This is a genomic window from Thalassospira lucentensis, assembly GCF_001613805.1.
GTDB classification, from domain to species: domain Bacteria; phylum Pseudomonadota; class Alphaproteobacteria; order Rhodospirillales; family Thalassospiraceae; genus Thalassospira; species Thalassospira lucentensis_A.
This window is the reverse complement of record NZ_LPVY01000021.1, coordinates 215,647-239,636: the sequence shown is the minus strand read 5'-3', so window position 1 is coordinate 239,636 and position 23,990 is coordinate 215,647. Positions and strand designations below refer to the sequence as shown.

Genomic DNA, 23,990 nt, shown 5'->3' with positions numbered 1-23,990 from the left:
ATTGAAGGGAACGCGATATGGCACTGAGCGACATCGCACTTTGTGCGCGCGCATTGGTGATGATCGGGGCAGCACCGATTGTTTCGTTTGAGGATGACACCGCCGAGGCCGAGGTGGCGGGGATGCTTTATCCGGTCCTTCGGGACGGGATGCTGGCGGCGTATCCGTGGCGGTTTGCCGCACGCGGCGCGTGGCTGGCGCGGACGGAAAGTGAGGATGCGACCGGTTCGGGTGACGGGATGTTTGTCCTGCCGGGTGATTTTATCCGGTTGCTGTCGCTTGAGACGGATGGCGGGGCGGTGCCGGAATTTGAGCTGGTGCAGGGGGCGGTGAGGTGCGGGGCGGATCGGGCGTACTTACGCTATGTCGGGCGAATGGCGGAGGGGGCATTTCCCGCGTTTTTTGATCTGGCGCTGATCACACGCCTTGCGGCGGAGTTTTGTGTACCGCTGACCGAAAGTACGTCGCGGGCGGAATATCTGTTTAAACGCGCCGAAGACCAGTTTCGCAGCGCGAGGCTGGCCGATGCGCAGCAATCAACCCCGCGGACGATTGGGGATTTTACCCTGATCGGGGCGCGGGGATAGGGGTTTTGGGATTGACCGGAGGTGATGGTTATGGCGCGCAGGGTACTGGAAAAGACGACATTTTCGACCGGTGAACTGGCGCCGGAATTGTGGGGGCGATCAGACCTTAATGCCTATGGCAATGGGGCGGCGCGGTTGCGCAATGTGTTCATTGAACCGAGCGGCGGGGTGCGCAGACGGCCCGGTATCGCGTTGATTGATGCGGTGTCCGGCCCGGTGCGGTTGATCCCGTTCGAGTTCAATACCGAGCAGACCTATCTGCTGGTGTTTGGGGATTATCAGGGCACGGTTTATCGCGATGGGGTGGCGATTGTCGGGTTTGAAACGCCGTTTGGAATTATCCACCATGCGCTTCTGAACTGGACGCAAAGTGCCGATACGCTGCTTGTCACCCATCCGGAGGTCGAGCCGATGCGCCTGACCCGCAAAGGATCAGACGACGGGGCGGGGACGTGGGAGCTGACCAACTGGGCGTGGCGCGAAACGGCGGTGAAGCGGTTTCAGCCATACTATAAATTCGGTGATCCGGCGGTTTCGATCACGCCATCAGGGACCAGTGGTACGGTCAGCATCACGGCCAGTTCGGCGCTTTTTGAGGCCGGGCATGTTGGCACGCGCTGGCGCATTCAGGGGATCGAGGGGCAGATTGCCGGGGTTTCGAGTGCGACACTGGCAAGCATTACCTTGAAAGAGGTGCTTCCGAATGCCAGCACGACACAGGATTTTGAGGAACAGGTGTTTTCGCCGGTTCGCGGCTGGCCGCGCAGCGTGACGTTTCATCAGGACCGGATGGTGATTGGCGGGTCGCGGGATTTGCCCAACCGGTTGTGGATGTCGAAATCGGGGGATCTGTTCAATTTCGATCTGGGCGAGGGACTGGATGACGAGGCGATTGAATTTGCCCTGCTGGCCGATCAGGTCAATGCGATTACCGGCATTTTCGCAGGCCGCCATTTGCAGGTTTTCACCAGCGGGTCGGAATGGATGGTAACGGGGGACCCGTTGACGCCAGCCAATATCCAGGTCACGCGCCAGACCCGGATTGGCAGCCGGGCGGATCGCACGGTGCCGCTGGTCAATGTTGACGGCGCGACGATCTTTGCCGCGCGCAGCGGCCGGGAATTGCGTGAATTTCTGTTTACCGATGTCGAGCAGGCCTATGGGGCAGCGGATTTGGCGCTTTTATCGCGCCATCTGGTGCAGGGCCCGGTTGATCAGGCATTTGATGCCGATCACAGGCTTTTACATGTGGTGATGGGCGATGGCAGCCTTGGCACATTGACCCTTTATCGCAGCGAGGCGATTACCGCCTGGTCGGCGCAAAGCGTTGAGGGTGCGGCATTTCGCGCCGTCGCGGTGGCGGGCGGGCAGGTTTACCTTTGCCTTGAGCGGAACGGGAAATTTTACCTTGGCCGGTTTGATGAGGGTTGCGGGCTTGATCTTTCGATCGCCGCAGAATTGACCGAAGGCGAGGAACCGCGCCGCCATTGGGGCGGGCTGGATGATCTGGAAAATGTCACGCTGGCCGTGTGGGCCGATGGGCGGCTTTATCGCGATATTACGGTGTCGGGCGGCACGATCAGTTTGGCTGATGCGGTTTCAACGGTTGTGGCCGGATTGCCGTTTACCCATGAAATTGCCGCCCTGCCACCCGCCGGGTCGGATGGCACGCAGGCACATGGCGGTAATGCGTTGCGGCTTGTGTCGGTGACGTTTCGGGTGCAGCAGACCGAACAGTTGCGCGTTGATACCGGGCGGGGATTGCGCGATGTGGCGCTGGGTAGAGGACGGAGCGAGGACGCGGCTTATAGCGGTGATGTCAGTTTACGCGCGCTTGGCTGGCGGCGTGGCAGTGCCGGGCGGGACAATAATGGATTATGGCGGATCGCCGGGGATTTTCCCCGGCCTTTTTTATTGCTGGGGGTCGCCAGCGAATTGGGGGTGAATGACTGATGGGCGCGTTTGCATCCTATGCACCAATAGCACTTTCTGCCCTGCAAACCGGGCAGCAGATTTCATCAAACCGGGCGGATCAGAAAAGCCGCGCGGCCCAGACCGAAGCCAACCGACAGGCCGATATTGCCAGCATCAATGCCAGCGAGACGGAGCGTGCGCGCGAACGGGCCGAGGAATTGCGGATCCGTCAGGCACGGCTTCGCGCACGCCAAGGGGCGGCGGGGCTTCAAAGCGGGGCGGCGGGATCGGCCAGTGCGGTTCTGGCCGGTTTGGAAAAACAGGCGTTGTCGGAAACGCAGGCCGATGCGGATGCGGCGGCGCGCAGACGGGCGGAGGTTAACCGGCAGGCAAGCTATCGTGAAACATCGCTTTTGCGGTCCGGGCAGGATGACACGGTCGCCCGATTGAATGCGTGGTTTGCCCGGCGGGACGGGTGGTGAGGCGTGAGGTTTCCACAGGGGGATAAGATGGGCGCGGTATTTAAGGGGACTGGCGGGGCGAGTGTCGGGTTTGCGGGCAACGGGGAACGTACGGTTTTTCCGTTTCAGTTTGCGGTTTTTGGCGGTGATGATGTGGCGGTGCGCGTTGATGGAAAGCCGGTCACCACCGGGTTTCATGTGGCGTTAAATGACGCCGAAGAAGCGCCCGGCGGCGCGGTGATTTTTGAGGTCGCGCCAAAGGTGGGGGCCGCGATTTCGATCAGTCGGCATTTGCGGTTACGGCGGTTGAGTGCCTATGGCAGCTCGGCATCGCCCCGCGGGGATGCGGTGGATCGGGATCTGGATTATCTGACGGCGGCCCTTGGCGATATTGACCGGGCGATGGTGGGTAGTTTGCGGCTTGATCCCGCCGATCAGGACAAGGGCGATCTGGCGTTGCCCCGTATTGCGCCCGGTCGGGCCCTGGTGTGGAACGATCAGGGCGACGGGCTGGCGAACGGGCCGGAGGCAGGCGAAATTGCAGCGGCGGGGCAGCATGGTGCGATGGCGCAGGATGCGGCGAACCGGGCCGAGGCCGCAGGAACGCGGGCGGAAACCGCGCTTGCAGGGTTTCAGAAGCAGATGGCGGGGGCGGCGTTTGACCTTGATCTGCGGGCACAAAACGTAACGCTTTGGCAGGATGAACGCCGGATGCCGGTGATTGATGCGCCAGGTGACCGGATCATGGATATCCGCGAGACGGGGGCGCTGGTGCGGTTATCGAATGGCGGGCGGTTGAGCCTTCCGGGGGTGAGTGCCGCGCGCAACGGGGTGCGATACCGAGTGGTCAATGGCGATGGCACGATGGTCGATGTCAGTGCGGCCAGTGGGGATCAGATTGCGCCGCTGGATGGGGCGGCGGCGCGCAGTGTTCATGCCCTGCCGATCCGGGGGGATTGCGTTGATCTGATTTGTGATGGGACGCGGTGGTTTGCCGCATCAATCCGCGAGGGCGGGCCGGTGGTGAAGCTTTTGCGCACAAATGCTCAGGATATTCCGGCGGGTGGTTATTTCATTGTCGAATGGGATCAGGTGGCGGAGGACAGCCACGGGCTTTATGACGCCGCCCTGCATGGGGTCGGGAGCCTTCCGCCCGGTTTTTACCATGTCGATGCCGGGGTGAATTTTGCCATTGGGGCGGAGGCGGTGGCGGTCAGTGCCTATGTCGAGCGGCAGGGGGCATCGGGATGGAGCACGCATTTGCAGGCGTCCGACATTGCCGGGGCGGGGAGCAATGCGACGCAGAGTGTGCGGGTCAGCGGCATCGCCCGGATCGGGATTGCGAGCGATAATGCGCTTCGGCTGCGTGTGCGGCATTCGGACAGTGTGACGCGCCAGATTGCGGCGGGGGCGGTGATGAGCTGGTTTCATCTGTATCGGATTGGCGGGTAGGTTTTGAGGCTGCGGCACGGCTGACTGGATTCCCGCGTTCGCGGGAATGACGGGTTATTGGGAACAGGCCTTTCCGCCTGTTCGTCACTCCCGTGCAGGCGGGAGTCCATCGGGCGGCGGGCTCTGTGATCCAAACGATATTTCATTTATTCAGGGACGGAGAATGCAAAATGGGCATGCGATATGCGCCATTGGAAAGCTGTCTGCGCGTGACGCGGGCGAGCCCGAAGATTGTGCGCGGACCGGACGGGGTTTTGGCCACGATTGGGGCAGATATTCCCGGCCATGATCATGACGGGTTGGGCCGGGCGCGGGGGCTTTTGATCGAGGGGGCAGCGAGCAATCTGTTGCGCTATTCCGCCGCGTTTTCCAATCCACTTTGGGAGAAGGACGCGGGGGTGAGCTTGGCGACGTCCGGGGTTGCGGCCCCGGATGGGAGTATTACGGCCACACGGCTTGACCTTCCGGGCAACACGGCGGGGCTTTATCAGCGGGTCGATGACCTGATCGCGGGGGAGGTTTACAGCTTTGGCATATGGGCGCGGGCGGTATCGGGCGTGGCCGATATTACGCTGGGCGGGGTGAACGGGGCGTCAAACCATGCGGTGAGCCTTGATGAAAGCTGGCAACGGGTGGGCTTTGGCGAGGCCGCATCGGGCACCAGCCGCTATCCGAAAATCAGCACCGCGATTTCGGGTAATCCGGCATCGATCCTGATCTGGAATGCGCAGCTTGAGGCCGGGCCGGTTTCGACCAGCGATCTGATCAGTAAGGGCATCCCGGCGGCACGGGCGATGGATGATGTGATGCTGGAGCCGGGCGACTGGTTCCGGGGCGCAACCGGGCGGGGGACGTTTGTTTTTGATCTGGAATTGCCAGCGGCCTGGGATGGTATCTGGCGGATCGTGCAGATGCATTCGGGGAGCCTTAACGATGATCATCTTGATCTTGGCTATGACAGTGCGGCGGATCAGTTGCGGATTTCATTGCGCAAGGGGGGCGTGCCGATCCTGAGCCAGTCGCTTTATGGCGGGCTTGTGCCGGGCGCGCGCACGCGGATCGTGCTGGCGTGGGCGGATGATGGGGTGGCGGTCGCCAAGGACGGGGCGGTTTTGAAATCGCCCGGTGGCTTTGCCATGCCGCGCAGTCTCAACACGATCCGGCTGGGGAGTTATGCCGGGCAAAGCGGGGCGTTAAACGGGCATTTGCGCGGGATTTCTTACTGGCCGGAACGGTTGGGGGATGAACGCCTGATTGCCCTTTCGGAAAATTCGGGAAACTAACCCCATGGAAGCCAAATCGGGAACGGAGGACAGGATGGAGGAACTTGAGACGGTGCGGGCGGAGTTTTTGCAAAGCCTGCCCGGCGATATCAACCGGGCGCGCAATGCCTATCGCCGGATGGCGCAGGCGGCAGCCCTTAAAATGGATGCCAAAAGCTTTGCCGCCCATCAAACGGCGTGCAAGGCGGGGCTTTCGCATCTTGAAGGATTGATCAAGCTGCTGCGCTGGGCGTCCGGCCCGGATGCGGCGGAGAATGAGAAGGCAAAGTCGCCTGCGATGGAAGAGGCGGAGATCAGGAAGCTGATTGCCGAGGCACGGGGGGCGTTGGCGGGGTAAAAAGATTGATACCCAAGTAAATCAGAATTCCCTACTTTTAGAGGGCGAATTGTAGCGGGAGATTGGTTTTGAAGCCGAATATCGAAATACCGGACCGCCTTTACAAATACCGAGCATTCAGTGATTTGACAGTTCAGGCGCTTGTGTCTGATCAGCTGTTCTTTGCAGACCCATCACAATTTAATGACCCTTTGGATGCTCGCCCAATTCTTCGAAGCGATTTAAAAGTTTGCGAACTTGAGGAACTCCTCCGGGATCTTGTTACCGCGAGGGTAACAGCTGAAATGGAGGCTGCCGCTCGATCTTTGAAGATCAAAATCGGCACAGCAAAAGAGCATATCGAGAAACTTAGTCTTCATGAAGCTGAGAAGATTATCGGGCGAATTTGCCTCATGTCGGAAGAAAGGTCGAAGCATAGGGAGCGTGATCAAATCAGTATGCTTAAGCACGATATTCGAGAAGAACTTTTGAAGACATATTCTGATGGGGTCTTTTGTCTGGCAGAGAAATCTGACTGTCCTTTGATGTGGAGCCATTATGGCGATCAGCACAAAGGGATATGTTTGGGATATTCTGTTCCGGAAGCTGCCATTTCTAAAGTTTCGAAGGTTGCTTACGATAAGAACAGGGTAGTGGTCGTCCGCGATATTGCTGCGATGCTGGCAGGAAATGATGAGGCAAAGCAGCGTGTTGACCGCGCGGTTCGTTTTTGGAAAGCATCTGAATGGAAATATGAAAAAGAGTGGCGGGTCATCGGGGACCGCGGTTTGGCTGAGAATATTCTTGAACTTGATGAAATCATCTTTGGGTTAAGGTGTGATGATGGGGTCAAGTTTTCATTCATTCAGGCTATGAAGAGGCGTTCCCGCAAGGTCGAGTTTTACGAGATCAAAGAGAATGGCCGTTCATCTAAGCTAAAAAAGAACAAGCTAGATGTTGATGGTTTTGCCCCGAGTTTTCCAGTGCGTTCCCATGATTTGAGCGAGTGGTTCAAGAATCCAACCTTCTAAGTGCTTTTATATATGTCGGTCGCATCGACATAAGTCATTAACGTGTCGAAATTTTTCGGTTTTATCGACATGACGTGACGTGCGGCGTACGCGGCACGGCTGACTGGATTCCCGCGTGCGCGGGAATGACGGTTTTGGGGGAGGTAAGGCCTTTCCATCCTTTCGTCACTCCCGCGTAGGCGGGAGTCCATGGGGCTGCGGGCTCGGTTGCTGGTTTTGTTATCCGGTCATTTGCCATTTGGCATAAAAATGCTATATTGATGCCAAATGGAGGTGCGATATGGAATTCGCGATTGTGGAGCCGGTCGGTGCGCGGCCGGATCGGGCGGTGATTACCGAGGATGAGGCGGCGGCGCTGGCGCGGGCCACGGTTAGTCTGTTTGGTGTCTGGGACCTGAGCGATCAGGAAGCGCGGGTTTTGCTGGGCGATATGCCGGCGCGCACATGGGCGCGGTGGAAGAAGAAGGATATCGGGCGGATTGATCGTGATTTGCGCACGCGCATGGCGATGCTGATCGGGATTCACAAAGGGTTGCGATATCTGTTTCGCGAACCGGCACGGGGTTATGCATGGATCCGCAAGCCCAATGCGGCGTTTGGCGGGCAATCTGCGCTGGAGATCATGTTGCGCGGCGAGATCATGGATATTGCGGATATCCGAAGTTACCTTGATGCGGAGCGTGGTGGCTGGTGAGCAGGAGCAGGCATGTTGCGTGGCCGCAATGCGTGCGGATCATCCGGTCGATCTATCCGCCGATTGACCTGTTTGAAGACATCGCCGATCCCGCCGATTGGGAGGCCCTGGCATCGGCGGAAGCCAAGATGAACCCGCGCATTCGCGACAGCATCGGTAATCTGGCCAAGGTGCCGGTCGAACGCCGGGTATCGGGGCCGGGGGCGAGTTATGTGATGGCGCCGTTTGTCCATTGTTCACCCTATCGCCCCGGCCGGTTTTCCGATGGCACATACGGGCTTTATTATGCGGGGGATGGCCGGGCGGTGGCGATTGCCGAAACCGTGCATCACCATGCGCGCATGATGCGGGCGACCGATGAGGAGCCGGGCTGGACATCGCAGTTTCGCGAGCTGGTCGGGCGGATTGATCATGTGTTTGATGACGTAAGCGATCGGGCGGATCTGCTTGATCCCGATGATTATTCGGCATCGCAGAAATTTGGGGCGGAGCGACGGGCAGCGGGATCGGACGGGATTTATTGGCCGAGCGTGCGGTTTGACGGTGGGTATTGCATCGCGGCGTTCTGGCCCGATGTGGTGCCGATCCCCGTGCAGGGCGATCATTTTTCCTATCACTGGAACGGGGAGGCGGTCGATTATGTTCGTAACCTTGCCAGTGGGGAGACTTGGCGGGTGATTTAGGGGCGGGTTTTCTAGGGGCCGGTTTTGTAAAGCCGGATGGTTTTGAGGTTGTGGAAAGGCTGACTGGATTCCCGCGTTCGCGGGAATGACGGAAGTTGAGGTGACATTTCCCTCCCTCGTCACTCCCGCGAAGGCGGGAGTCCATGAGGCGGCGGGCGCGGTGGCTGCACCGTTTCGTGATGCAGCCAGCCGGTATCAGACGTTATTTGAGTGTGACATGGGCATGTGACGGGGCGTGATCGGCAAGGGCTTTGGCGGCGTCCGCCCACGAGGTATTAGCGGGATCAAGCGCAGATTTGAGATAGGCCAGCGTCATGCGTTGGGTGATGGCGAGGCGGTCGGGGTCTTCGTCGTCGGTTTCCTTCGCATCATAACCGGCAATGCCGCCAAGGCCGTGTTTGCCGCCAATGAGGGTCAGCAGGGCATCGGCACCGGGGCTGTGGTGGAACGGGTCGGTGTGCCAGGCGGGGCCGCGGGTCGTCAGGTGCGGGTTGTCATCGGCATCGCCCGCAACGACGAGGGTTTTTGTCGTCAGGTGGCTGAAATCGGGGTTGAGCGACGTGTAGTTTGCGCGCGCAAAGTCGCTGAGGCTATCCCCGCCCTTGCCGGGGGCGGCCAGAAGGACGCCGACCGTGATGCGCGGTTCGATCAGATCGACATTCTGTGCGGCCGGGTCGTTGATATCGGTCAGACGCGCACCAAGCAGCATGCCGACGGTCTGCCCGCCCAGCGAATGGCCGATGGCAGCGATTTTGGAACGGTCCAGCCGCCCGGCGATGGCGGGAAACTGGTCCTCTATCGCGTCAAGCTGATCAAGGATGAGCTTCATATCCTGCACGCGTGAGCGCCAGAAAAACGGCGCACCCGGTGCATCGGCCGGAAGGCCCGCGACCTTGGAATTTCCATGGGTCGGCTGGATCACGACAAAGCCGTGCGCGGCATAGAAATTCGCAAGCGGCGCGTAACCATCCTTGGACGGGATATAAAGCGACGGCCCATGACCGTGCGACAGCAGAAGGATCGGAAGGTCGCGATCATTCGAGGGCGGGGTGAGCGGCGCGGTGATGCGCAGTTCAAGCGGCAACCCGCGATCCGGGGCCGGGAGGGTGACCGGATTGATGCGCAGGGTCGGAAAGGACGGGCCGGTCGGGATATGGCGGGCATCGGTAAGCAGATTGTTCATGACTTGGTGCCTTGTTTTGCTTGGCGAAGGTCGGGGGCTTCGCCTATATAGAAAAACGGAACGTTGATCCGATAATAAACGGAACTTTGTTCCACTTGATGAATTGTATATACGGAACGTTGTTCCGCATATCAAGGGCAATTGCGTGCGGGGTCTTCGGACCGGCGGCAACAGGGAAGATTTGAGTGACAGACGACCCGACAAAACATGACCTTGAAGGCGAGGCACCGAAGCGGCGCGTGCGCGCCGATGCCAAGCGTAACGAGGATGCGGTGCTGGAGGCGGCCAAGGCGGTTTTTGCGACCGCGGGCGTCGATGCGCCGGTGCGTGAAATTGCAACCAGGGCCGGGGTTGGTGTGGGGACGTTGTATCGCCGTTTTCCGACAAGGTCCGACCTTGTGGCGGCGGTTTTCAGGCGGGAGGTTGATGCCTGTGCGGCGACGGCGGAAACGCTTGCGGCGGATTATCCGCCGGGCGAGGCGCTGGTGCGCTGGCTTAACCGCTATACCGATTTTATCGCGACCAAAAAGGGGCTGGCGGCGGCATTGCATTCCGGCGATCCGGCGTTTGATGCGCTGCCCGATTATTTTCGCGCGAAGTTCGAGCCGGTTCTGATGTCGCTTCTGGAGGCAGCCGCGGCAGCGGGCGAGGTGCGGCGCGATATTGCCGCCTATGACCTTTTGCGCGCGATTGGCAACCTTTCGGTCGCAGGTGTTGGCGATGAAGCGGGGGCTGCGCATACGCGCAGCATGGTGGAGCTTCTGGTGGACGGGTTGCGGTTTGGCGCGGTGAAGGTGGAAAGGTAGGGCGGAGGCCGCCGGTTTTATCCGCAGGGCATTTCTACTCTGCCGTCACTCCCGCACAGGCGGGAGTCCATCGGGCTTGCAGGTTCGGCTGGAGGTTTTGAGGCTGTGGCACGAAGGACTGGATTCCCGCCTTCGCGGGAATGACGGTTTATTGAGATACGGTTTCCACCTGTTCGTCACTCCCGCGCAGGCGGGAGTCCATCGGGCTTGCGGGTCCGGTGGAAGGTTTTGAGGCTGTGGCACGAAGGACTGGATTCCCGCGTTCGCGGGAATGACGGTTTATTGAGATACGGTTTCCACCCGTTCGTCACTCCCGCGAAAGCGGGAGTCCATGGTGCGGCAGGTATAACGGGACAGAGGCCGGATGGCCTTTATGCGTTCAGGCTGTCGAACAGGTCGTTCCAGTCGGGATTGTGTTTTTCGATCAGGTCGAGCTTCCAGGCGCGGCGCCATTTTTTAAGGCGCTTTTCGCGCAGGATGGCGTTTTCCATGCTGTCATGCAGTTCAAAATGCACGAGTTGCCCGACATCGTAACGTTGGGTGAAGCCCTTATCCGTGGCTGTGCGATGTTGCCAGATGCGGGCGCGCAGATCGGCGGTGACGCCGATGTAAAGCGTGCCGTTGCGGTTGCTGGCGAGGATATAGACGCAGGGCTGTTTCATCGTGGAAGGATAGCAGGATTTGGCCGGATGGCGGAGCTTTTGGTGATGCTGAAGGGTGGTTCTGGTTGCCGGGTTTGAGAATGCGGCACGAAAGACTGGATTCCCGCGTGCGCGGGAATGACGGCTTTGGGGATGGGCGTTCTACACATTCGTCACTCCCGCGAAAGCGGGAGTCCATGGTGCGGAGGGTTCGGTGGTTGGGGTAGAGGACGTGGCCCGCAAGGTCTGGATTCCCGCGTGCGCGGGAAAGACGGCTTTGGGGATGGGCTTTCTAAACATTCGTCACTCCCGCGAAGGCGGGAGTCCATGGTGCAGCGGGTTGAGCGATGAGGGGGATCGGGCATGGCGCAGGTGATTGATCGGGGGCGGGCGAGATGTGCCGGGTTTGGCGAGTTTGTCTGGATCTGGAATGCGATGATGGGGCTGGGGTTGCCGGGGCATCATCGCGATATGGCGGCGTGGCTTGAGGCGTGCTGGAAATCCGGGAAGGGGCAGCTTTTGCTGATGGCGTTTCGCAATTCGGGCAAGTCCACACTGGTCGGGCTGTTTTGCGCGTGGCTTTTGTATCGCGATGCGGATTTGCGCATTCTGGTTCTGGCAGCCGATCTGGGACTGGCGAAAAAGATGGTGCGCAATGTCAAACGCGTGATCGAGCGCCATCCGTTGCTGGCGGGGCTGTTGCCCGAAAAGCGGGTCGATTGGGGCACGCAGCGTTTTACGGTTGAACGACCGGGCGTGTTGCGTGATCCGTCGATGCAGGCGGCCGGTATTGGCGGCAATATCACCGGGTCGCGGGCCGATGTGGTGATCTGCGATGATGTCGAGGTGCCCAAAAACAGCGATAGCGCCCATAAACGTGCCGAACTGCGCGAAAAACTGGGCGAGATTGCCTATGTCCTGTCGCCCGATGGCACGCAGATTTATGTCGGCACCCCGCATAGCTATTATTCGATCTATGCCGACGAAATCCGGGCCGAAACCGGAGAATCCGCCCCGTTTCTGGCGGGGTTTGAGCGGTTCTGCCTGCCGATTTTGGACGAGCAGGGGCAATCGAGCTGGCCGGAACGGTTTCCGATCCTCAAGATCGAGGACATCCGAACCCATACCGGGGAGCGCAAATTTGCCAGCCAGATGATGCTGGAGATGGTCGCCCCCAGTGACGGGATGCTCGACCCCGCGCGGTTGCGCCGTTATGGCGATGATGCGGTGATCGCGCAGGCCAATGGCGCGCTTCGCCTGTCCATCGGGGATCGGCAGATGATGGCGGGCGCGTGCCATTTTGATCCGAGTTTTGGCAAAAGCGGGGGTGTACCTGGTGGCGCAAATGAGGGCGCAAAGGGGGGTGATGGCGCGGTGATTGCGTGCGTTTATGTCTGTGATCAGGGCGAATACTGGCTGCATGATATGGCGTGGCTGACATTTGATGCCACACGCCTGCACGAAGCCGATGAGGCCAGCCAGATTTGTGCCGGGGCGGCGGCGTTCATCAAGGCGCATCATTTGCCATCCGTCCGGGTGGAGACCAACGGGGTCGGGCGGTTTTTGCCCAACATCCTGCGGCGGGCCTTAAAGCAGGCCGACTGGGCGGCAAGTGTGGTCGAACATCACGAGGCGCAAAACAAGGACGCCAGGATCGAGGATGCATTTGGCGCGGCGTTGAGTGCCGGGCTTTTGCATGCGCATGCGCGTATCTGGCAGACGCCGTTCATCCGTGAAATGCGCGAATGGCGTCCGGGCGAGGGCCGGGGACGCCGCCGGGGCAAAACGGGGCAGCATGATGACGGGCTTGATGCGGTTGCGGGGTGCCTTATTCATGAGCCGGTGCGCCTGCCGCGGGTGGAAAAAGCCCGGTCGGAGGGCGACTGGCGGCCATCAGGGGCAGCATTTGCGGCGCAAAAGACGTTTGAACCGTAAAATATTCCGTGAATTCACAAATGCTTATGCACATCGTCGATCACAAAAGCGCGATATTCATGGAAAATTCAACTTTCATGCTTACGTTAACTATATGAAGGAATAGTTTTACGGAAATTTATCTATACCAAAGGCGTATATTTGACGAAATGATTTGCCTGCCGGTGCGATTGGGCCGGACCTATTTCCGCTCTGCGGCGTTGGTCAATTTATAGACTGGTTTACAAGTTGCTCCTGATTTCAACCGGAGCGCGCCGTCTGTGATCCCTTGAAGGAGGGCCTGACCATGAGGAGCATTCCAAAACTCATCGCCGTGACAGTTGGTGCGATTGCGGTCGCCACCCTGCTTGCCATGCCAGCCAATGCCGCATCCCCTGTCTGCGGAGACCGGACCAAGGTGCTTGACAGTCTGAGTGCCAAATATGCCGAGGAACCGGTTGCGGTCGGTGTGACCGCCAATGGCGGCGTGATCGAGGTGCTAAAAGCCCCCGATGGCAAAACCTGGACCATCCTGTTTACCTCGCCCAACGGGGCAAGCTGCCTTGTGGCATCGGGCGAGGCCTGGCAGGAACTGGAAGTGAAACTGAACGGGCCCCATGCCTGAACCGGTAGCGCGGCAAGATCGCTGCGCGACGGCTTCAGGAGCGCATTCGAGCGCGCATGGTGCGGCCTGTGTCGGGATGCCCGCCGGCCGATTGTGGCCGGGGTGGTGCCGGTGAGACCTGAGCCTGAGACCTGAACCCCGAACCCTGAATTCGGATGACATTGCGCCTTTTGAGTTTCGACGAGTGACCTCCTTGACTGACCCGCAAGCCTTTCGGTTTGCGGGTCTTTTTTGTCAATCTGTGATCAGAACCGGTTGCGGTTAAATCGGGCGATCATCAGAACGATGATCGGTACCAAACCGCAAAAGGCAACAATCGGCCAGGCACTTTGTCGGGGCAGCAGGGTGACTGCAAGGGTGCCAAACCCGCCAAGCAACAGACCGCCAAGACAGAAATAAACCGCCGTGACCGTGCCTGCGATGTGATCGAAACCGCGAAGCGCGCCATTGGGGGCGACGGATACCGCCATCGAAATACCGACCCCGATCAGCCACATCGGCGCGATGAAGCCCATGATCGATCGGGGTATGAGGCTTTCGGTCAGGGCAAGTATTCCGGCCCCGGTCATCAAGCAGAACATGCCTGTCGCCATGATCCGCGCGATGCCAAAACGCGGCACCAGCCGCCCGACCAGACGGGCGGTTGCCATCATGGCAATCGCGACCGAGGCAAAGAGGAGGCTGAACAGGGTTTGTGACAGGCCATGCCGCCCCATCAAAAGCCAGGGTGCGACCGAGAAATAGACAAAGAAGCTGCCCATTCCGGCCCCGTAGGACAGGGTGTATTGCCAGAAATGAACCCGGCCAAGCGGGGCAAGAAGATCACGCCAGCGAAGGCCGGTTTCGGTTCGTTGCCGGGTTTCGGGCCACAGGAAAAAGGCGGTAATGACCGCAAACGCCATGGTAAGGCCGAGGAGCGCGAATATCGCCCGCCAGCCCAACCATATTTCGACAAGAGCGCCGAGCAATGGTCCGATGGCCGGAACCATCGCGAGCATGGATCCCAGCAGGCCATAGATGACGTTGCTTTCATCGCGTCCGGCATAGATATCGCGCACGGTGGCAAAGGTCGCGACCAGACAGGCCGAAGCCCCGGCCGCCTGTACAAGACGCAGGGCCAGAAACACATCGCCGCGTGTGGCAAGGGCAAGGCCAACCGATGCCATGACATAGGCCATCGCGCCGCCCAGCAATACCGGTCGACGACCAAAACGGTCCGATAGCGGACCAAAGACAAGCTGCCCGGCCCCGATCAGGACCAGATAGAAAGTCAGGGTCAGTTGGATCAGAAGCGGGCTGGAGCCAAGAATGCCCGCCATGCGTGGCACCACAGGCAGATACATATCCATGCCAAGCGATGCCAGAAGATCGAACGGAGATAACAGAAGAACAGTGGCGGTAAGCGAATACCGCCAAGACAAGATATCAGAGCGCATCAAGCCGTTTCCTTGAAAAAGGGATCGGGCAGCGCTCCCAGAGCCAACTGGTTCTGAAAGAACGCCGCAACAACAAAAACCAAAGGGGTTGCTGCGGCTTATCTGTCGGCTTTTTTACTGGTGCTCATGGCGGGTGTCTCCTGTCTGGCGGCAGCATAACGGGTGAAGTTCGGCGGGGAAAGAGGGTTTTGAGGATGCAGCGCGAAGGACTGGATTCCCGCCTGCGCGGGAATGACGGGGCCTGAGCCAGATCCGGCAGTAACGAGACAACAACGACCGGCCCGTATGGCGTGACAGCGATGCGGGCCTTTTTCATGCGCGATTTATGCAAAGGGGCAGGAGGATGTGATGAGCGGACCGGTTGATCTGATCTGGTGGATTACGGCGGTGGAAATCCCGGCGGTGGCGGGGCTTTTCTGGCTGACCTGGCGGATGCGCGGCGAGTTTTCCGACCGGCTTGAAAGCCTGCGCGCCAGTCACGATGCGGAGATGATCGAACTTCGCGACGGGCTGGCGGATTTCAAGCTGGATGTGGCACGAAACTACGTTTCGATCCCGTACCTCAAGGATATTGAAAAACGCCTGACCGCGCATCTGCTGCGGATCGAGGCGAAGCTTGACCACAATGTACCGGCGGCATGAGGCCGGGCGGAAAACAGGATAAGGAAACAGCGATGAATGATGTTCTGACGATGGATGCGATCACCGACCCGCACATTTTGCCGGTCGGTGATGTTCTGGCGCGGACCCTTTATGGCGAGGCGCGCGGCGAGGGATTGAGCGGGATCGAGGCGGTGGCCTGCGTGATCCTGAACCGGGTGGCATTTGCCAAAGCGCGCGGGCGGTATTGGTGGGGCAATACGGTGTCGCAGGTATGCCTGAAACCGGGGCAGTTTTCGTGCTGGAACGCGGGCGATCCGAACCGGGCGAAGTTGCTTAAGCTCAGTGTGCGCGACCCGGCATACCGGCTGTGCAAACGGGTGGCGACACGGGCAATGGCCGGGGAAATTGCCGACATGACGATGGGGGCGACGCATTATCACACCCATGCGGTTGATCCCTATTGGGCGCGGGGGCAGGTGCCGGTGGCCGAGATTGGCGGGCATCTGTTTTATCGCGGGATTAACTAACCCGATGGTCGTTATTGCCATCATGGCGGGCTGCAAAGCCCCACCTCAATTGGCGATAAAGGCCCCGGACCACATATGGGCGATGTTCTGGAACGGGACGGGCTGGGTGAAATAGGACAGCGGATCATTGATATAAAGCACTGCTGTCGGCCCCATCGGGGTTTGCACCCATGCCATCCCGCGCAGCACCACGACATGCCCGGAAAAGGGGGTGTTTTGCAGTTTCAGGATAATCGGACGCCCCGATGCCAGGGTGTTGTAAAGCACCATCGGATGGGCGGGCATGCCATAACCGGCGACATTGTTGCTGACCATGCTCAGCAATTGCATGATTTCGGGATCGTGTCCGGTGCGGATGCATTGCTGTGCCAGCATCGGGTTGGACATCACGAGCGCTGAATTGCAGCAGGTCGGTTGCGACATGCCGTTTGCGACAGAAACAAGCTCGCACTGATACGGGGATGTATTGGGATGGGTCTGGTTTTTCCAATGCGCGATCTGTTCGACCACGGCGACCCAGCACCAGACCGGTGTCTCTTGCGGGATATTGACGATACCAAGGTCGATCGGCGGCGGGAGCTGCTGCGCATTGGCCTGATTTATCCCCAGAAACAATAGCATTGCGGCAAGAAATCTTTTCATGACGGCCCCCTGATATCCCCTGCATTCAAACGCGAACATTAGAATTCATAAATAAATCTATTGGTTTTTTATTTTCGCGTCAATTTATTCAGGGTTGTGTTGGCGGGGTAAGGAAACTGGCGAAACCGGCATTTTTAAAAGGAAGGAGGTATCACGTGATACCAGCATTACTGGCGCAGATCGGCCTGCCGCTTTTGATGAAGGCGGTCGGCGCGGGGCTTGACACCATTGATCATCCGGTCGCGAAAACCGCGGCCGAGGGGCTTAAACAGGTTGGCGATGCGGTGACAAAGGGGGATGTCACCCCGGCGCAAATTGCCGAGGCCAACCGCCATTCCGAACGCATGGCGGAAATCGAGCTTTCGCGGGACCGGGGGATTTTGACAACCATCAACCGCACCATCCGGGCCGAGGTGCAAAGCGAGGATGCGTTTGTGCGCCGCTGGCGACCGAGCTTTGGCTATGCCGTCGCACTGACCTGGATCATGACGATGGGATCGATTGCCGCCGCCATCATCCTGACCCCGCTTCAGGCCCCGGCGATTATTGCGGCACTGGTCAATACCAGCCCGATCTGGGGCATTGCGCTGGGCGTTTTGGGGGTCAGTGTGGTGAAGCGGAGTGCGGATAAGAAGATCGGGGAGGGTGGCGCGTGACGGGGTGGTGGCCTGTTTGCGATGGTGGGGGTGGGTTGTATCGGGTTGTTTCGGATGGTGTGGCTGATATGATCGACAATGCACCGACCCTTTGAACCTGATCCGGATCATGCCAGCGAAGGGACGGGACCGCCTTGGTCTTTCCCTTGCCGGTCGCTGCAGACGAGGCCGCCATGCCTGATAAGCCTTTATCGTCTCCATCATCACCATCACGGCCGATTGCGGCGACAATTGCGGTTGTCGTGCGCGATCAGCAGGTTTTGCTGGTGCGCCGCGCCAATCCGCCCGATCAGGGCATGTGGGGATATCCCGGCGGCAAGATTGATGCCGGGGAAACCCTTGCACAGGCCGCATTACGCGAACTTCACGAGGAAACCGGCATTTCGGCGGAAGCCGTTGGTGTTTTGACGGCACTTGATGCCTTTGATCGCGATGCGGACGGGCAGGTAAAACGCCATTTCATCCTGATCGCGATGCTGTGCCGCTGGAATGGTGGGGAGCCGGTTGCGGGGGATGATGCACTGGAAGCGCGCTGGTTCCCGGTTGTTGGTCTTGAGGAAAGCGGGCTTGAACTGAGTCAGGATGTGGCATGGGTGGCGCGGAAGGCAGCGGGTTTTATGGTGGAGGGGGAGTCTTGACTTTCGGTATTCTGATGCCGGTGGTTATCGCGACGTAAGTCAATATATGCCCAATATAAGGCATTGCCCTTGGGTTTGCGTGAGGGGCTATGTGGTTAAGCGGAGTCCGAATAAGAGTGGAGGATGATGACATGTTAGCTTTTTGCGATACTTCTTCACGGATATAGCGCAAGGTGTTTGGAAAGGTGTGCCTTAATAAAGCTATCTTCTTGAGGCAATATTTGTTGGTCAGCGTGATCGTGTTGAGCATTTTGCCCGTTGCATGCAATCGTATTTAGTGATGGGATGTTGTTTATCTGAAAGCTTCAGGTGATCCTTAAATCTGGCGTGAAACTTCGATTCTATCGGAAAAATGCTGTTGTTGCTCAATGGTAGGTTGATTCTGATTACGGTGCTGTTTGCATGAATGCTAGAGGGGCTGTTGCGCAACCGCTGTTGCAGGATGTTAACTGTTCAGTTGAGGGAGTCGTTTCCCTTGCTGCATTTGCCGCCTCGGTGGCAGGGGTGGAGAACAGTCATGTGAAAATCGATTGCTCTATCGCTAGCAGAATAGATGGCAATATGGCTGCGGCTCTCGGAGGTGTAGTTGCTTTGTTGCAAAGTCGTGGAAATATCGTCGACTTTGTGAGGCTGAATGACCCCGTTCGCCGGGTCTTGCAGAGAAATGGTTTCCTGCAACCCAAGCTAGTTGATCGGCAAGGTACTTCTATTCCTTTCACAAGATTCACTCTTAACGAGTCAAAGAAGTTCGCGGGATTTGTCGAGGACAACCTGAAAGGAAAAGGAATTCCCAACATGACGGATTTGTTGAGGCGTACCTTTTTGCAGGGAATAAACGAAATATATAACAATTGTGGGCTTCACTCGAAAAGTGCTTTGGGTGTTTTTGCCTGTGGTCAAGCTTCCCCAAAGGTTAGGCAAGCTCTTGAATTTGCTGTTGTTGATATGGGGCAGGGCTTTCGACACAATGTATCGCAGTTCTTAGGGCGTGATATCGAAGCTAGTCAGGCAATTGGGTGGGCAATGGAGGACGAAAACACCACGCGAGCTGGGGATATTCCCGGCGGCTTGGGACTGAAGATTGTTCGTGAATTTATTATGCATAACAATGGTAGCTTAACTATCACTTCTCATGATGGATATTGGTGTCAAAATGGACACGAAATAACTCGTAGGCAGTTGCCAAAGCCTTTCCCGGGAACGATGGTTAACATAAAAATAAATACAGCAGACCGTCGTGATTACATGCTCTCTGAAGAATTAGATCCGAACGACTTTTTGTAGGAGTTGAGGATGATGGCGTTACAAAAGATCAAGATATTAGATTTAACAAATGACCCGAACTTCGTTGATACGGAGGATGGCAATAAGGTGCATGAGTTGGTGGCGACGGCTTTCGAAAGAGGGGATAATGTAGAACTTTCTTTCGTGGGGGCCTCTCAAATAATAACTGCTTTCACGAATGCGGTTATAGGCCAATTGTATAATGAATTCCCGGAAGATATGATTAAAAGAAAATTGAAAATAGTAGATGTTCCAGAAGGGTTTGGTGGTACTATTGTTAGGTCGATTAATAGAGGGAAGAGGTTTTATGAAAATAAAGATGAAATTGGAGAGATAATGAGCCATTATGAGGGGTAGTATCTCATGGGATATTGCAGCGTTGAAGATTTAGGAGGTGTTTCTTTAGATGGGAGGTATTTTTTTGATACTAATGTTTTAATATATTTGTATGGCCCGTTCTTGGATGTTAGAGACCCAAAGTACAAATTTTATGTTTCTGTTCAAGATAATATACTAAAAAATCGCGGTGAAATTTTTGTTAGTCCAACTGTTATATCTGAATTTGTAAATACTTATTTGAGGTTGGTTTTTTCTCTTTATAATTCAACTAATAACAGTGCTTTAAAATTCAAAGATTATAGGAATACTAATGACTACATTGATAATGCTCAAGAAGTTGATGGGCAGATAAATGAAATACTAATGATATCTAGCCTTTTGTGTGATATTGTTTCTATTGATAATATTGTTAAATTCTGTGATCGAATTCATTCCAATAAATCAGACATGAACGACGAAATGATATCATTTATGTGTCAGAAAAACGGGCTTGTCTTGATTACTCACGACAAAGACTTCATTGGGTGCGGAGTGGATATTTTAAGTAATAATAAAATATATAAGTAAATTTACTAGGTTATCTGATTATTTATTTGGGGTGTGTGATTTATTCTTTTCAGGCAGTAAAGGTATTTTTCTCTCTGAAAGAAACTCACCCGGCGTTGCAAGGGCTGCATCATTGCGCAAACAGGCTGCGAAGCGTGGCATGATGGAGGCAGGGCGGCCTCTGTGGGCTACATGGCGACCCAGTATTGCTTCATTTATGCGGAGCCCCAAGCTCCTTAAAGAAGCTCCCCGCATCCTGCCCCTGACCCTCGATAATCTGTTTTAGTCCCGTGCGGATGCCATCGACGGCAGATTGCGGGACAATTTTCCGCACGATCCGGTCTGCGATATCCGCCGGATCGTCGCTGGAAATCTCGATATGCTGCGCAAATCTCTCGTAAACCCGCATGCGTGCCAGAAATTTCTGGCGTTCTTGATGTTCGTTCAGGCCAAGCCCGCGTTCAGATTGACGCTTTGCCACAATGTCTGCTGCCTTTTGACTGTCGTGCGAGGGGGTGAGCAGAACCGTTGTTCCTAGGCGCTCTACAGCTTCGCGATTTGCCTCAACCACTTCTGCGGCTTCTTCGATGATGAGGAAGCCGGACGACAGTGAAATGACGGTGTCGCGTTGGCAATTCTGGACGATTTCGCGAAAGCAGCGCGCGTTCGCAATCACATATTCCCGATATCCATAGTTCGCGATGAAAACGCGAATATTTTCAACCTGTTCGCAAAAGTAATCATCGAGGTCAATGCAGTCATATCCAAGCCGCGGCGCAAGCTGTTTGGCCGTCTTTGTTTTTCCAACGCCGCCGGGGCCGATCAAAAAGATGAAATCTTTGGGGATATGTATGGCTGCGGTCCTTTTGGGGTGTCTTAACTGCGATCGGATCAGCCAATAAGTTACCACGATACGCCGCATGGATCACAACAATCCCGAGGCAGGCAGTACACCCTGAAACAAACCCGCCGACCCCGCGTTGCAGGGACAACGTGATTTTGCAAACAGGCAGCGAGGGTTGGCATGACGGACACAGGGCCGGGTTCCGTGGGCGGGATTGTGGCGCGGATCCGGGATCGGGCAGCGGGGCGGCGCGCGGTTTCGGTCGAGGATATGGTGGCCGTGCTGGGGCGGCGGAGTTATGGGCCGTTCCTGTTTGTGCCGGGCCTGATCGGGTTGACGCCCCTATCGGGTATTCCGATGGTGCCAGCGGTTTTGGCGGTGATTGTCGCACTTTTTGCCATTCAGATCGTTCTCGGGCGGTCGCATTTGTGGTTGCCGGGTATCCTGGGTCGCCGGTCGTTTGACGGGGCCAGCGTCGCCGAGGCGATGCGCCGGATCGAACCGGTGGCGGGGAAGCTTGATCGCTGGTTTTACGGGCGGTTGCCGGCCCTGACCGGGCGGCATGCGGTGCGGGTGGCGGCGGTGATCTGCCTGCTGCTTTCGGCTGTGGTGCCGTTTTTTGAAATGATACCTTTTGCCGGGATCGCACCGATGAGCGCGATTGCCGCCTTCGGGCTTGCGATCCTTGTGCGTGACGGGGCTTTGATGCTGTCGGCGATCATCATCACGGTGGCGGCGGTCGGCGGGTTTATGGCAGTTCTGATATAGTTCACAGCGCGCGATTGATGCCATATTGCGCAAAGCGGGGACGCGCCCTACATTCCCCGGATGACAAACACATCACATACCATGATTTACCGCGTATTGGGTTCGGACGAATGGGCCGAGGCGCTGGCGACCGGGCATTATGCCGGGGCACCGCACGATATTGCGGATGGCTTCATCCATTTTTCCACCATCGATACGCTGGCGGCGACGCTTGCGCTGCATTACCCGAAACGCGGGGGATTGCGGCTTTTGCATGTGCCGGTCGAGGCGGTCGCGGACAAGCTTAAATGGGAACCGACGCGCGGTGGCACGCTGTTCCCGCATCTTTATGATCAGCTTTCGGTCGAGCATGTTGCACGCGTTGATGACCTGAAACTTGATGATAACGAAGTTCACATCCTGCCGGAGGATCTGCGCCCCGACTATATGAGCAGAGGATAGTTACAGCCGACGATAGACCCGCCCGCCGCCGCGCTTTTTGCCGGTATCCTCGACAGTGGGGAAATATCCGGCCCGCACGGCTTGCAGAAAATGGCGGCCGATGCTGACCTTGTCCCCGATATAAAGCGTATCCCAGCCGGGGCCGTAAATTTCCGGAAAGTGAAATTCACCGGGATCGCGGGCGGCGAGGCGGCTTTGCAGCCGGGTGATTTCGGAGGCATCCATTGGGGGTTTCATCTGGGGCCTCCTTTTTTTGTCGGTGGCTTTCCTTCAGATAGTTTTCAGGCGGGCATAAAGAAAGGGCGATGCCGGGATGGCACCGCCCTTTTGCGTCGAGGAACAGGCCGCCCCGGAAACCACCCCCCGTTGAGTCAAGGGACTGGATTCCCGCCTGCGCGGGAATGACGGAGATGGGCCGGAAGCCGTTTCTGCAATCAAACCCTATCGATCAGACCAGTTCGCCGAGCGTTGCCGGATCAAAGCCCAGCAGGGCGTCGGTTTTGTTGTCGCGCACCTTGGCGGTCCAGGCGGCATCGGTGATCAGCGCACGGCCGACCGCGATCAGGTCGAATTCGTCGCGTTCCATGCGGCTGACCAGTTCATCAAGCCCTGCGGTGGCCGAACCTTCGCCGGCAAACGCGGTCATGAAATCACCGGAAAGCCCGACAGAGCCGACCGAAATCGTCGCCGCCCCGGTCAGTTTTTTCGCCCAGCCGGCAAAGTTCAGGCCGTTTTCGCCGTCCAGTTCGGGGAATTCCGGTTCCCAGAAACGGCGTTGGGACGCATGGATGATATCCACCCCGGCATCGACCAGCGGGCCAAGCCAGTCGGTCATTTCATCGGGGGTTGTTGCCAGACGGGCCGCGAAATCCTGCTGTTTCCATTGGCTGACACGCAGGATGATCGGGAAATCCGGGCCAACGGCGGCACGCATGGCGGCGACGACTTCGCGCGCAAAGGTCGCGCGTTCGCGGATGGTTTTGCCGCCAAAGCGGTCAGTACGCAGGTTGGTGCCCGACCAGAAGAACTGATCAATCAGGTAACCATGCGCGCCGTGAATTTCAAAGGTATCAAAACCGGCATTTTTGGCATCAAGGGCGGCCTGGGCGAAGGCGGCGATGGTGTCGGCGATATCGGCATCAGACATGGTATTGCCGCGCGGCTCGTTCGGCGCGACAAGGCCCGACGGGCTTTCGACCGGGGTATCGGGCACCCATTCGGTCTGGAAGCTTTTGACCGATCCGGTATGCCAAAGCTGCGGACCCATCTTGCCACCGGCACCATGTACGGCATCCGCCACGGCCTTCCAGCCGGAAAGCGCATCGGCGCCGTGGAAGAACGGAATGCCCGGATCGTTGCGCGATGACGGGCGGTTGATCACTGTGCCCTCGGACAGGATCAGGCCGACACCGCCTTCGGCGCGCTTGCGATAATAATCGGCATTGACCGGGCCGGGGATGCCGTCAACCGCGTGCGAGCGCGTCATCGGCGCCATGACGATGCGGTTGGAAAGCTCCAGGGTTTTCAGCTTGAAGGGTTGAAAAAGAACATTGGTATCTGACATCGGCTATCCTCCGATTGGAATTGGGTGTATGGTGGCTACTAGATATACGGTGTATACCTACTGTCAATCAGGCACCTTGAAGTTACCAGGTATACTTGAGGAAACCTGGATG

Annotated in this window: 28 protein-coding genes; 21 read left to right on the top strand and 7 right to left on the bottom strand. The window is 57.6% G+C overall.

Annotation, left to right across the window (positions count from 1 at the left end; genetic code table 11):
* The first annotated feature begins 17 nt into the window (after window positions 1-17).
* The 9 genes from AUP42_RS16775 to AUP42_RS16735 all read left to right on the top strand — a co-directional run bounded on the left by AUP42_RS16775 (window position 18) and on the right by AUP42_RS16735 (window position 8,421).
* Window positions 18-587 carry a hypothetical protein gene (locus AUP42_RS16775; RefSeq protein ID WP_062952731.1) on the top strand — a complete coding sequence of 190 codons (570 nt, stop codon included), beginning with the start codon at window positions 18-20 and terminating at the stop codon, window positions 585-587.
* Between the two features lie 30 nt (window positions 588-617).
* Entirely contained in the window at window positions 618-2,540 is a 1,923-nt protein-coding gene (locus tag AUP42_RS16770; protein WP_062952730.1) for a hypothetical protein, read from the top strand.
* Window positions 2,540-2,983 carry a hypothetical protein gene (locus tag AUP42_RS16765; RefSeq protein WP_062952729.1) on the top strand — a complete coding sequence of 148 codons (444 nt, stop codon included), beginning with the start codon at window positions 2,540-2,542 and terminating at the stop codon, window positions 2,981-2,983. Before AUP42_RS16770 ends, AUP42_RS16765 begins: the two co-directional genes overlap by 1 nt.
* A gap of 27 nt (window positions 2,984-3,010) precedes the next feature.
* Window positions 3,011-4,414: a hypothetical protein gene (locus AUP42_RS16760; protein WP_062952728.1), complete on the top strand. Its 1,404-nt coding sequence runs from the start codon at window positions 3,011-3,013 to the stop codon at window positions 4,412-4,414.
* Window positions 4,415-4,584: 170 nt separating this feature from the next.
* Entirely contained in the window at window positions 4,585-5,697 is a 1,113-nt protein-coding gene (locus AUP42_RS16755; protein ID WP_062952727.1) for a phage head spike fiber domain-containing protein, read from the top strand.
* A gap of 4 nt (window positions 5,698-5,701) precedes the next feature.
* Window positions 5,702-6,034 (top strand): hypothetical protein, encoded by a 333-nt coding sequence (locus AUP42_RS16750; protein ID WP_062952726.1) that lies wholly within the window; start codon window positions 5,702-5,704, stop codon window positions 6,032-6,034.
* A gap of 68 nt (window positions 6,035-6,102) precedes the next feature.
* On the top strand, window positions 6,103-7,044 hold the full coding sequence (locus tag AUP42_RS16745) for a DUF2971 domain-containing protein (RefSeq protein ID WP_062952725.1): 942 nt from the start codon (window positions 6,103-6,105) through the stop codon (window positions 7,042-7,044).
* Between the two features lie 280 nt (window positions 7,045-7,324).
* Window positions 7,325-7,738 carry an MbcA/ParS/Xre antitoxin family protein gene (locus tag AUP42_RS16740; protein WP_062952724.1) on the top strand — a complete coding sequence of 138 codons (414 nt, stop codon included), beginning with the start codon at window positions 7,325-7,327 and terminating at the stop codon, window positions 7,736-7,738.
* A complete protein-coding gene (locus AUP42_RS16735) occupies window positions 7,735-8,421 on the top strand; it encodes an RES family NAD+ phosphorylase (protein ID WP_231858323.1) in 687 nt (228 codons plus the stop codon). Before AUP42_RS16740 ends, AUP42_RS16735 begins: the two co-directional genes overlap by 4 nt.
* A gap of 202 nt (window positions 8,422-8,623) precedes the next feature.
* On the opposite strand, the gene AUP42_RS16730 is transcribed toward AUP42_RS16735, so the two are convergent.
* Window positions 8,624-9,604, bottom strand: a complete 981-nt coding sequence (locus AUP42_RS16730; RefSeq protein WP_062952722.1) for an alpha/beta hydrolase family protein — start codon at window positions 9,602-9,604, stop codon at window positions 8,624-8,626.
* Window positions 9,605-9,789: 185 nt separating this feature from the next.
* Here AUP42_RS16730 and AUP42_RS16725 point away from each other — a divergent pair, with 185 nt between their 5' ends.
* Window positions 9,790-10,410 carry a TetR/AcrR family transcriptional regulator gene (locus AUP42_RS16725; protein ID WP_062952721.1) on the top strand — a complete coding sequence of 207 codons (621 nt, stop codon included), beginning with the start codon at window positions 9,790-9,792 and terminating at the stop codon, window positions 10,408-10,410.
* Between the two features lie 371 nt (window positions 10,411-10,781).
* Here the strand turns inward: AUP42_RS16725 and AUP42_RS16720 are convergent, their stop codons facing one another.
* Window positions 10,782-11,072 (bottom strand): GIY-YIG nuclease family protein, encoded by a 291-nt coding sequence (locus tag AUP42_RS16720; protein WP_062952720.1) that lies wholly within the window; start codon window positions 11,070-11,072, stop codon window positions 10,782-10,784.
* Between the two features lie 342 nt (window positions 11,073-11,414).
* Between AUP42_RS16720 and terL the strand changes: the two genes are divergently transcribed.
* Together terL and AUP42_RS16710 are read left to right on the top strand one after the other, a co-directional pair.
* Window positions 11,415-12,986 carry a phage terminase large subunit gene (terL, locus tag AUP42_RS16715; protein ID WP_062952719.1) on the top strand — a complete coding sequence of 524 codons (1,572 nt, stop codon included), beginning with the start codon at window positions 11,415-11,417 and terminating at the stop codon, window positions 12,984-12,986.
* A gap of 286 nt (window positions 12,987-13,272) precedes the next feature.
* Entirely contained in the window at window positions 13,273-13,590 is a 318-nt protein-coding gene (locus AUP42_RS16710) for a hypothetical protein (protein WP_062952718.1), read from the top strand.
* A 245-nt stretch (window positions 13,591-13,835) separates the two neighbouring features.
* Here the strand turns inward: AUP42_RS16710 and cml are convergent, their stop codons facing one another.
* Window positions 13,836-15,026, bottom strand: coding sequence for a CmlA/FloR family chloramphenicol efflux MFS transporter (gene cml, locus AUP42_RS16705; protein ID WP_062952717.1), 1,191 nt, complete (start codon window positions 15,024-15,026; stop codon window positions 13,836-13,838).
* A 348-nt stretch (window positions 15,027-15,374) separates the two neighbouring features.
* Between cml and AUP42_RS16700 the strand changes: the two genes are divergently transcribed.
* Entirely contained in the window at window positions 15,375-15,668 is a 294-nt protein-coding gene (locus AUP42_RS16700; protein ID WP_062952716.1) for a hypothetical protein, read from the top strand.
* A gap of 32 nt (window positions 15,669-15,700) precedes the next feature.
* The gene (locus AUP42_RS16695; RefSeq protein WP_062952715.1) at window positions 15,701-16,156 is read left to right on the top strand and encodes a cell wall hydrolase; all 456 of its coding nucleotides are present in this window, start codon (window positions 15,701-15,703) and stop codon (window positions 16,154-16,156) included.
* 45 nt (window positions 16,157-16,201) lie between these two features.
* Here the strand turns inward: AUP42_RS16695 and AUP42_RS16690 are convergent, their stop codons facing one another.
* The gene (locus AUP42_RS16690) at window positions 16,202-16,798 is read right to left on the bottom strand and encodes a papain-like cysteine protease family protein (RefSeq protein WP_062952714.1); all 597 of its coding nucleotides are present in this window, start codon (window positions 16,796-16,798) and stop codon (window positions 16,202-16,204) included.
* Between the two features lie 155 nt (window positions 16,799-16,953).
* Between AUP42_RS16690 and AUP42_RS16685 the strand changes: the two genes are divergently transcribed.
* The 5 genes from AUP42_RS16685 (at window position 16,954) to AUP42_RS16665 (ending at window position 20,282) form a co-directional block, all read left to right on the top strand.
* The gene (locus AUP42_RS16685; protein ID WP_062952713.1) at window positions 16,954-17,454 is read left to right on the top strand and encodes a 3TM-type holin; all 501 of its coding nucleotides are present in this window, start codon (window positions 16,954-16,956) and stop codon (window positions 17,452-17,454) included.
* Window positions 17,455-17,627: 173 nt separating this feature from the next.
* Window positions 17,628-18,092 carry an NUDIX hydrolase gene (locus AUP42_RS16680; protein WP_062952989.1) on the top strand — a complete coding sequence of 155 codons (465 nt, stop codon included), beginning with the start codon at window positions 17,628-17,630 and terminating at the stop codon, window positions 18,090-18,092.
* 402 nt (window positions 18,093-18,494) lie between these two features.
* The gene (locus AUP42_RS16675) at window positions 18,495-19,376 is read left to right on the top strand and encodes a hypothetical protein (RefSeq protein ID WP_062952712.1); all 882 of its coding nucleotides are present in this window, start codon (window positions 18,495-18,497) and stop codon (window positions 19,374-19,376) included.
* Between the two features lie 9 nt (window positions 19,377-19,385).
* A complete protein-coding gene (locus AUP42_RS16670) occupies window positions 19,386-19,733 on the top strand; it encodes an STAS-like domain-containing protein (RefSeq protein ID WP_062952711.1) in 348 nt (115 codons plus the stop codon).
* A 6-nt stretch (window positions 19,734-19,739) separates the two neighbouring features.
* Entirely contained in the window at window positions 19,740-20,282 is a 543-nt protein-coding gene (locus tag AUP42_RS16665) for a type II toxin-antitoxin system VapC family toxin (RefSeq protein ID WP_062952710.1), read from the top strand.
* A 190-nt stretch (window positions 20,283-20,472) separates the two neighbouring features.
* Here AUP42_RS16665 and AUP42_RS16660 read toward each other — a convergent pair whose 3' ends face one another.
* Window positions 20,473-21,087: a shikimate kinase gene (locus AUP42_RS16660; protein ID WP_197468305.1), complete on the bottom strand. Its 615-nt coding sequence runs from the start codon at window positions 21,085-21,087 to the stop codon at window positions 20,473-20,475.
* 198 nt (window positions 21,088-21,285) lie between these two features.
* On the opposite strand from AUP42_RS16660, the gene AUP42_RS16655 reads away from it, so the two are divergent.
* Both AUP42_RS16655 and AUP42_RS16650 read left to right on the top strand, forming a co-directional pair.
* Window positions 21,286-21,873 carry an exopolysaccharide biosynthesis protein gene (locus AUP42_RS16655; protein ID WP_062952708.1) on the top strand — a complete coding sequence of 196 codons (588 nt, stop codon included), beginning with the start codon at window positions 21,286-21,288 and terminating at the stop codon, window positions 21,871-21,873.
* A 60-nt stretch (window positions 21,874-21,933) separates the two neighbouring features.
* The gene (locus AUP42_RS16650) at window positions 21,934-22,314 is read left to right on the top strand and encodes a DUF952 domain-containing protein (protein ID WP_231858322.1); all 381 of its coding nucleotides are present in this window, start codon (window positions 21,934-21,936) and stop codon (window positions 22,312-22,314) included.
* Here AUP42_RS16650 and AUP42_RS16645 read toward each other — a convergent pair whose 3' ends face one another.
* Together AUP42_RS16645 and AUP42_RS16640 are read right to left on the bottom strand one after the other, a co-directional pair.
* Window positions 22,315-22,551 (bottom strand): DUF1413 domain-containing protein, encoded by a 237-nt coding sequence (locus AUP42_RS16645; protein ID WP_231858321.1) that lies wholly within the window; start codon window positions 22,549-22,551, stop codon window positions 22,315-22,317.
* 211 nt (window positions 22,552-22,762) lie between these two features.
* On the bottom strand, window positions 22,763-23,878 hold the full coding sequence (locus tag AUP42_RS16640; RefSeq protein ID WP_062952706.1) for an NADH:flavin oxidoreductase: 1,116 nt from the start codon (window positions 23,876-23,878) through the stop codon (window positions 22,763-22,765).
* Between the last annotated feature and the right edge of the window lie 112 nt (window positions 23,879-23,990).

Excerpts from the sequence above, each read along its gene's own strand:
- AUP42_RS16710 (WP_062952718.1), top strand. The coding sequence starts at position 13,273 with ATGAGGAGCATTCCAAAACTCATCGCCGTGACAGTTGGTGCGATTGCG.
- AUP42_RS16670 (WP_062952711.1), top strand. The coding sequence starts at position 19,386 with ATGATGGCGTTACAAAAGATCAAGATATTAGATTTAACAAATGACCCG.
- AUP42_RS16650 (WP_231858322.1), top strand. The coding sequence starts at position 21,934 with ATGACAAACACATCACATACCATGATTTACCGCGTATTGGGTTCGGAC.
- AUP42_RS16740 (WP_062952724.1), top strand. The coding sequence starts at position 7,325 with ATGGAATTCGCGATTGTGGAGCCGGTCGGTGCGCGGCCGGATCGGGCG.
- AUP42_RS16700 (WP_062952716.1), top strand. The coding sequence starts at position 15,375 with ATGAGCGGACCGGTTGATCTGATCTGGTGGATTACGGCGGTGGAAATC.
- terL (WP_062952719.1), top strand. The coding sequence starts at position 11,415 with ATGGCGCAGGTGATTGATCGGGGGCGGGCGAGATGTGCCGGGTTTGGC.
- AUP42_RS16675 (WP_062952712.1), top strand. The coding sequence starts at position 18,495 with ATGAATGCTAGAGGGGCTGTTGCGCAACCGCTGTTGCAGGATGTTAAC.
- AUP42_RS16655 (WP_062952708.1), top strand. The coding sequence starts at position 21,286 with ATGACGGACACAGGGCCGGGTTCCGTGGGCGGGATTGTGGCGCGGATC.
- AUP42_RS16775 (WP_062952731.1), top strand. The coding sequence starts at position 18 with ATGGCACTGAGCGACATCGCACTTTGTGCGCGCGCATTGGTGATGATC.
- AUP42_RS16750 (WP_062952726.1), top strand. The coding sequence starts at position 5,702 with ATGGAAGCCAAATCGGGAACGGAGGACAGGATGGAGGAACTTGAGACG.
- AUP42_RS16640 (WP_062952706.1), bottom strand. The coding sequence starts at position 23,878 with ATGTCAGATACCAATGTTCTTTTTCAACCCTTCAAGCTGAAAACCCTG.
- AUP42_RS16730 (WP_062952722.1), bottom strand. The coding sequence starts at position 9,604 with ATGAACAATCTGCTTACCGATGCCCGCCATATCCCGACCGGCCCGTCC.
- AUP42_RS16695 (WP_062952715.1), top strand. The coding sequence starts at position 15,701 with ATGAATGATGTTCTGACGATGGATGCGATCACCGACCCGCACATTTTG.
- AUP42_RS16665 (WP_062952710.1), top strand. The coding sequence starts at position 19,740 with ATGGGATATTGCAGCGTTGAAGATTTAGGAGGTGTTTCTTTAGATGGG.
- AUP42_RS16680 (WP_062952989.1), top strand. The coding sequence starts at position 17,628 with ATGCCTGATAAGCCTTTATCGTCTCCATCATCACCATCACGGCCGATT.
- AUP42_RS16720 (WP_062952720.1), bottom strand. The coding sequence starts at position 11,072 with ATGAAACAGCCCTGCGTCTATATCCTCGCCAGCAACCGCAACGGCACG.
- AUP42_RS16765 (WP_062952729.1), top strand. The coding sequence starts at position 2,540 with ATGGGCGCGTTTGCATCCTATGCACCAATAGCACTTTCTGCCCTGCAA.
- AUP42_RS16760 (WP_062952728.1), top strand. The coding sequence starts at position 3,011 with ATGGGCGCGGTATTTAAGGGGACTGGCGGGGCGAGTGTCGGGTTTGCG.
- AUP42_RS16645 (WP_231858321.1), bottom strand. The coding sequence starts at position 22,551 with ATGAAACCCCCAATGGATGCCTCCGAAATCACCCGGCTGCAAAGCCGC.
- cml (WP_062952717.1), bottom strand. The coding sequence starts at position 15,026 with ATGCGCTCTGATATCTTGTCTTGGCGGTATTCGCTTACCGCCACTGTT.
- AUP42_RS16755 (WP_062952727.1), top strand. The coding sequence starts at position 4,585 with ATGGGCATGCGATATGCGCCATTGGAAAGCTGTCTGCGCGTGACGCGG.
- AUP42_RS16770 (WP_062952730.1), top strand. The coding sequence starts at position 618 with ATGGCGCGCAGGGTACTGGAAAAGACGACATTTTCGACCGGTGAACTG.
- AUP42_RS16690 (WP_062952714.1), bottom strand. The coding sequence starts at position 16,798 with ATGAAAAGATTTCTTGCCGCAATGCTATTGTTTCTGGGGATAAATCAG.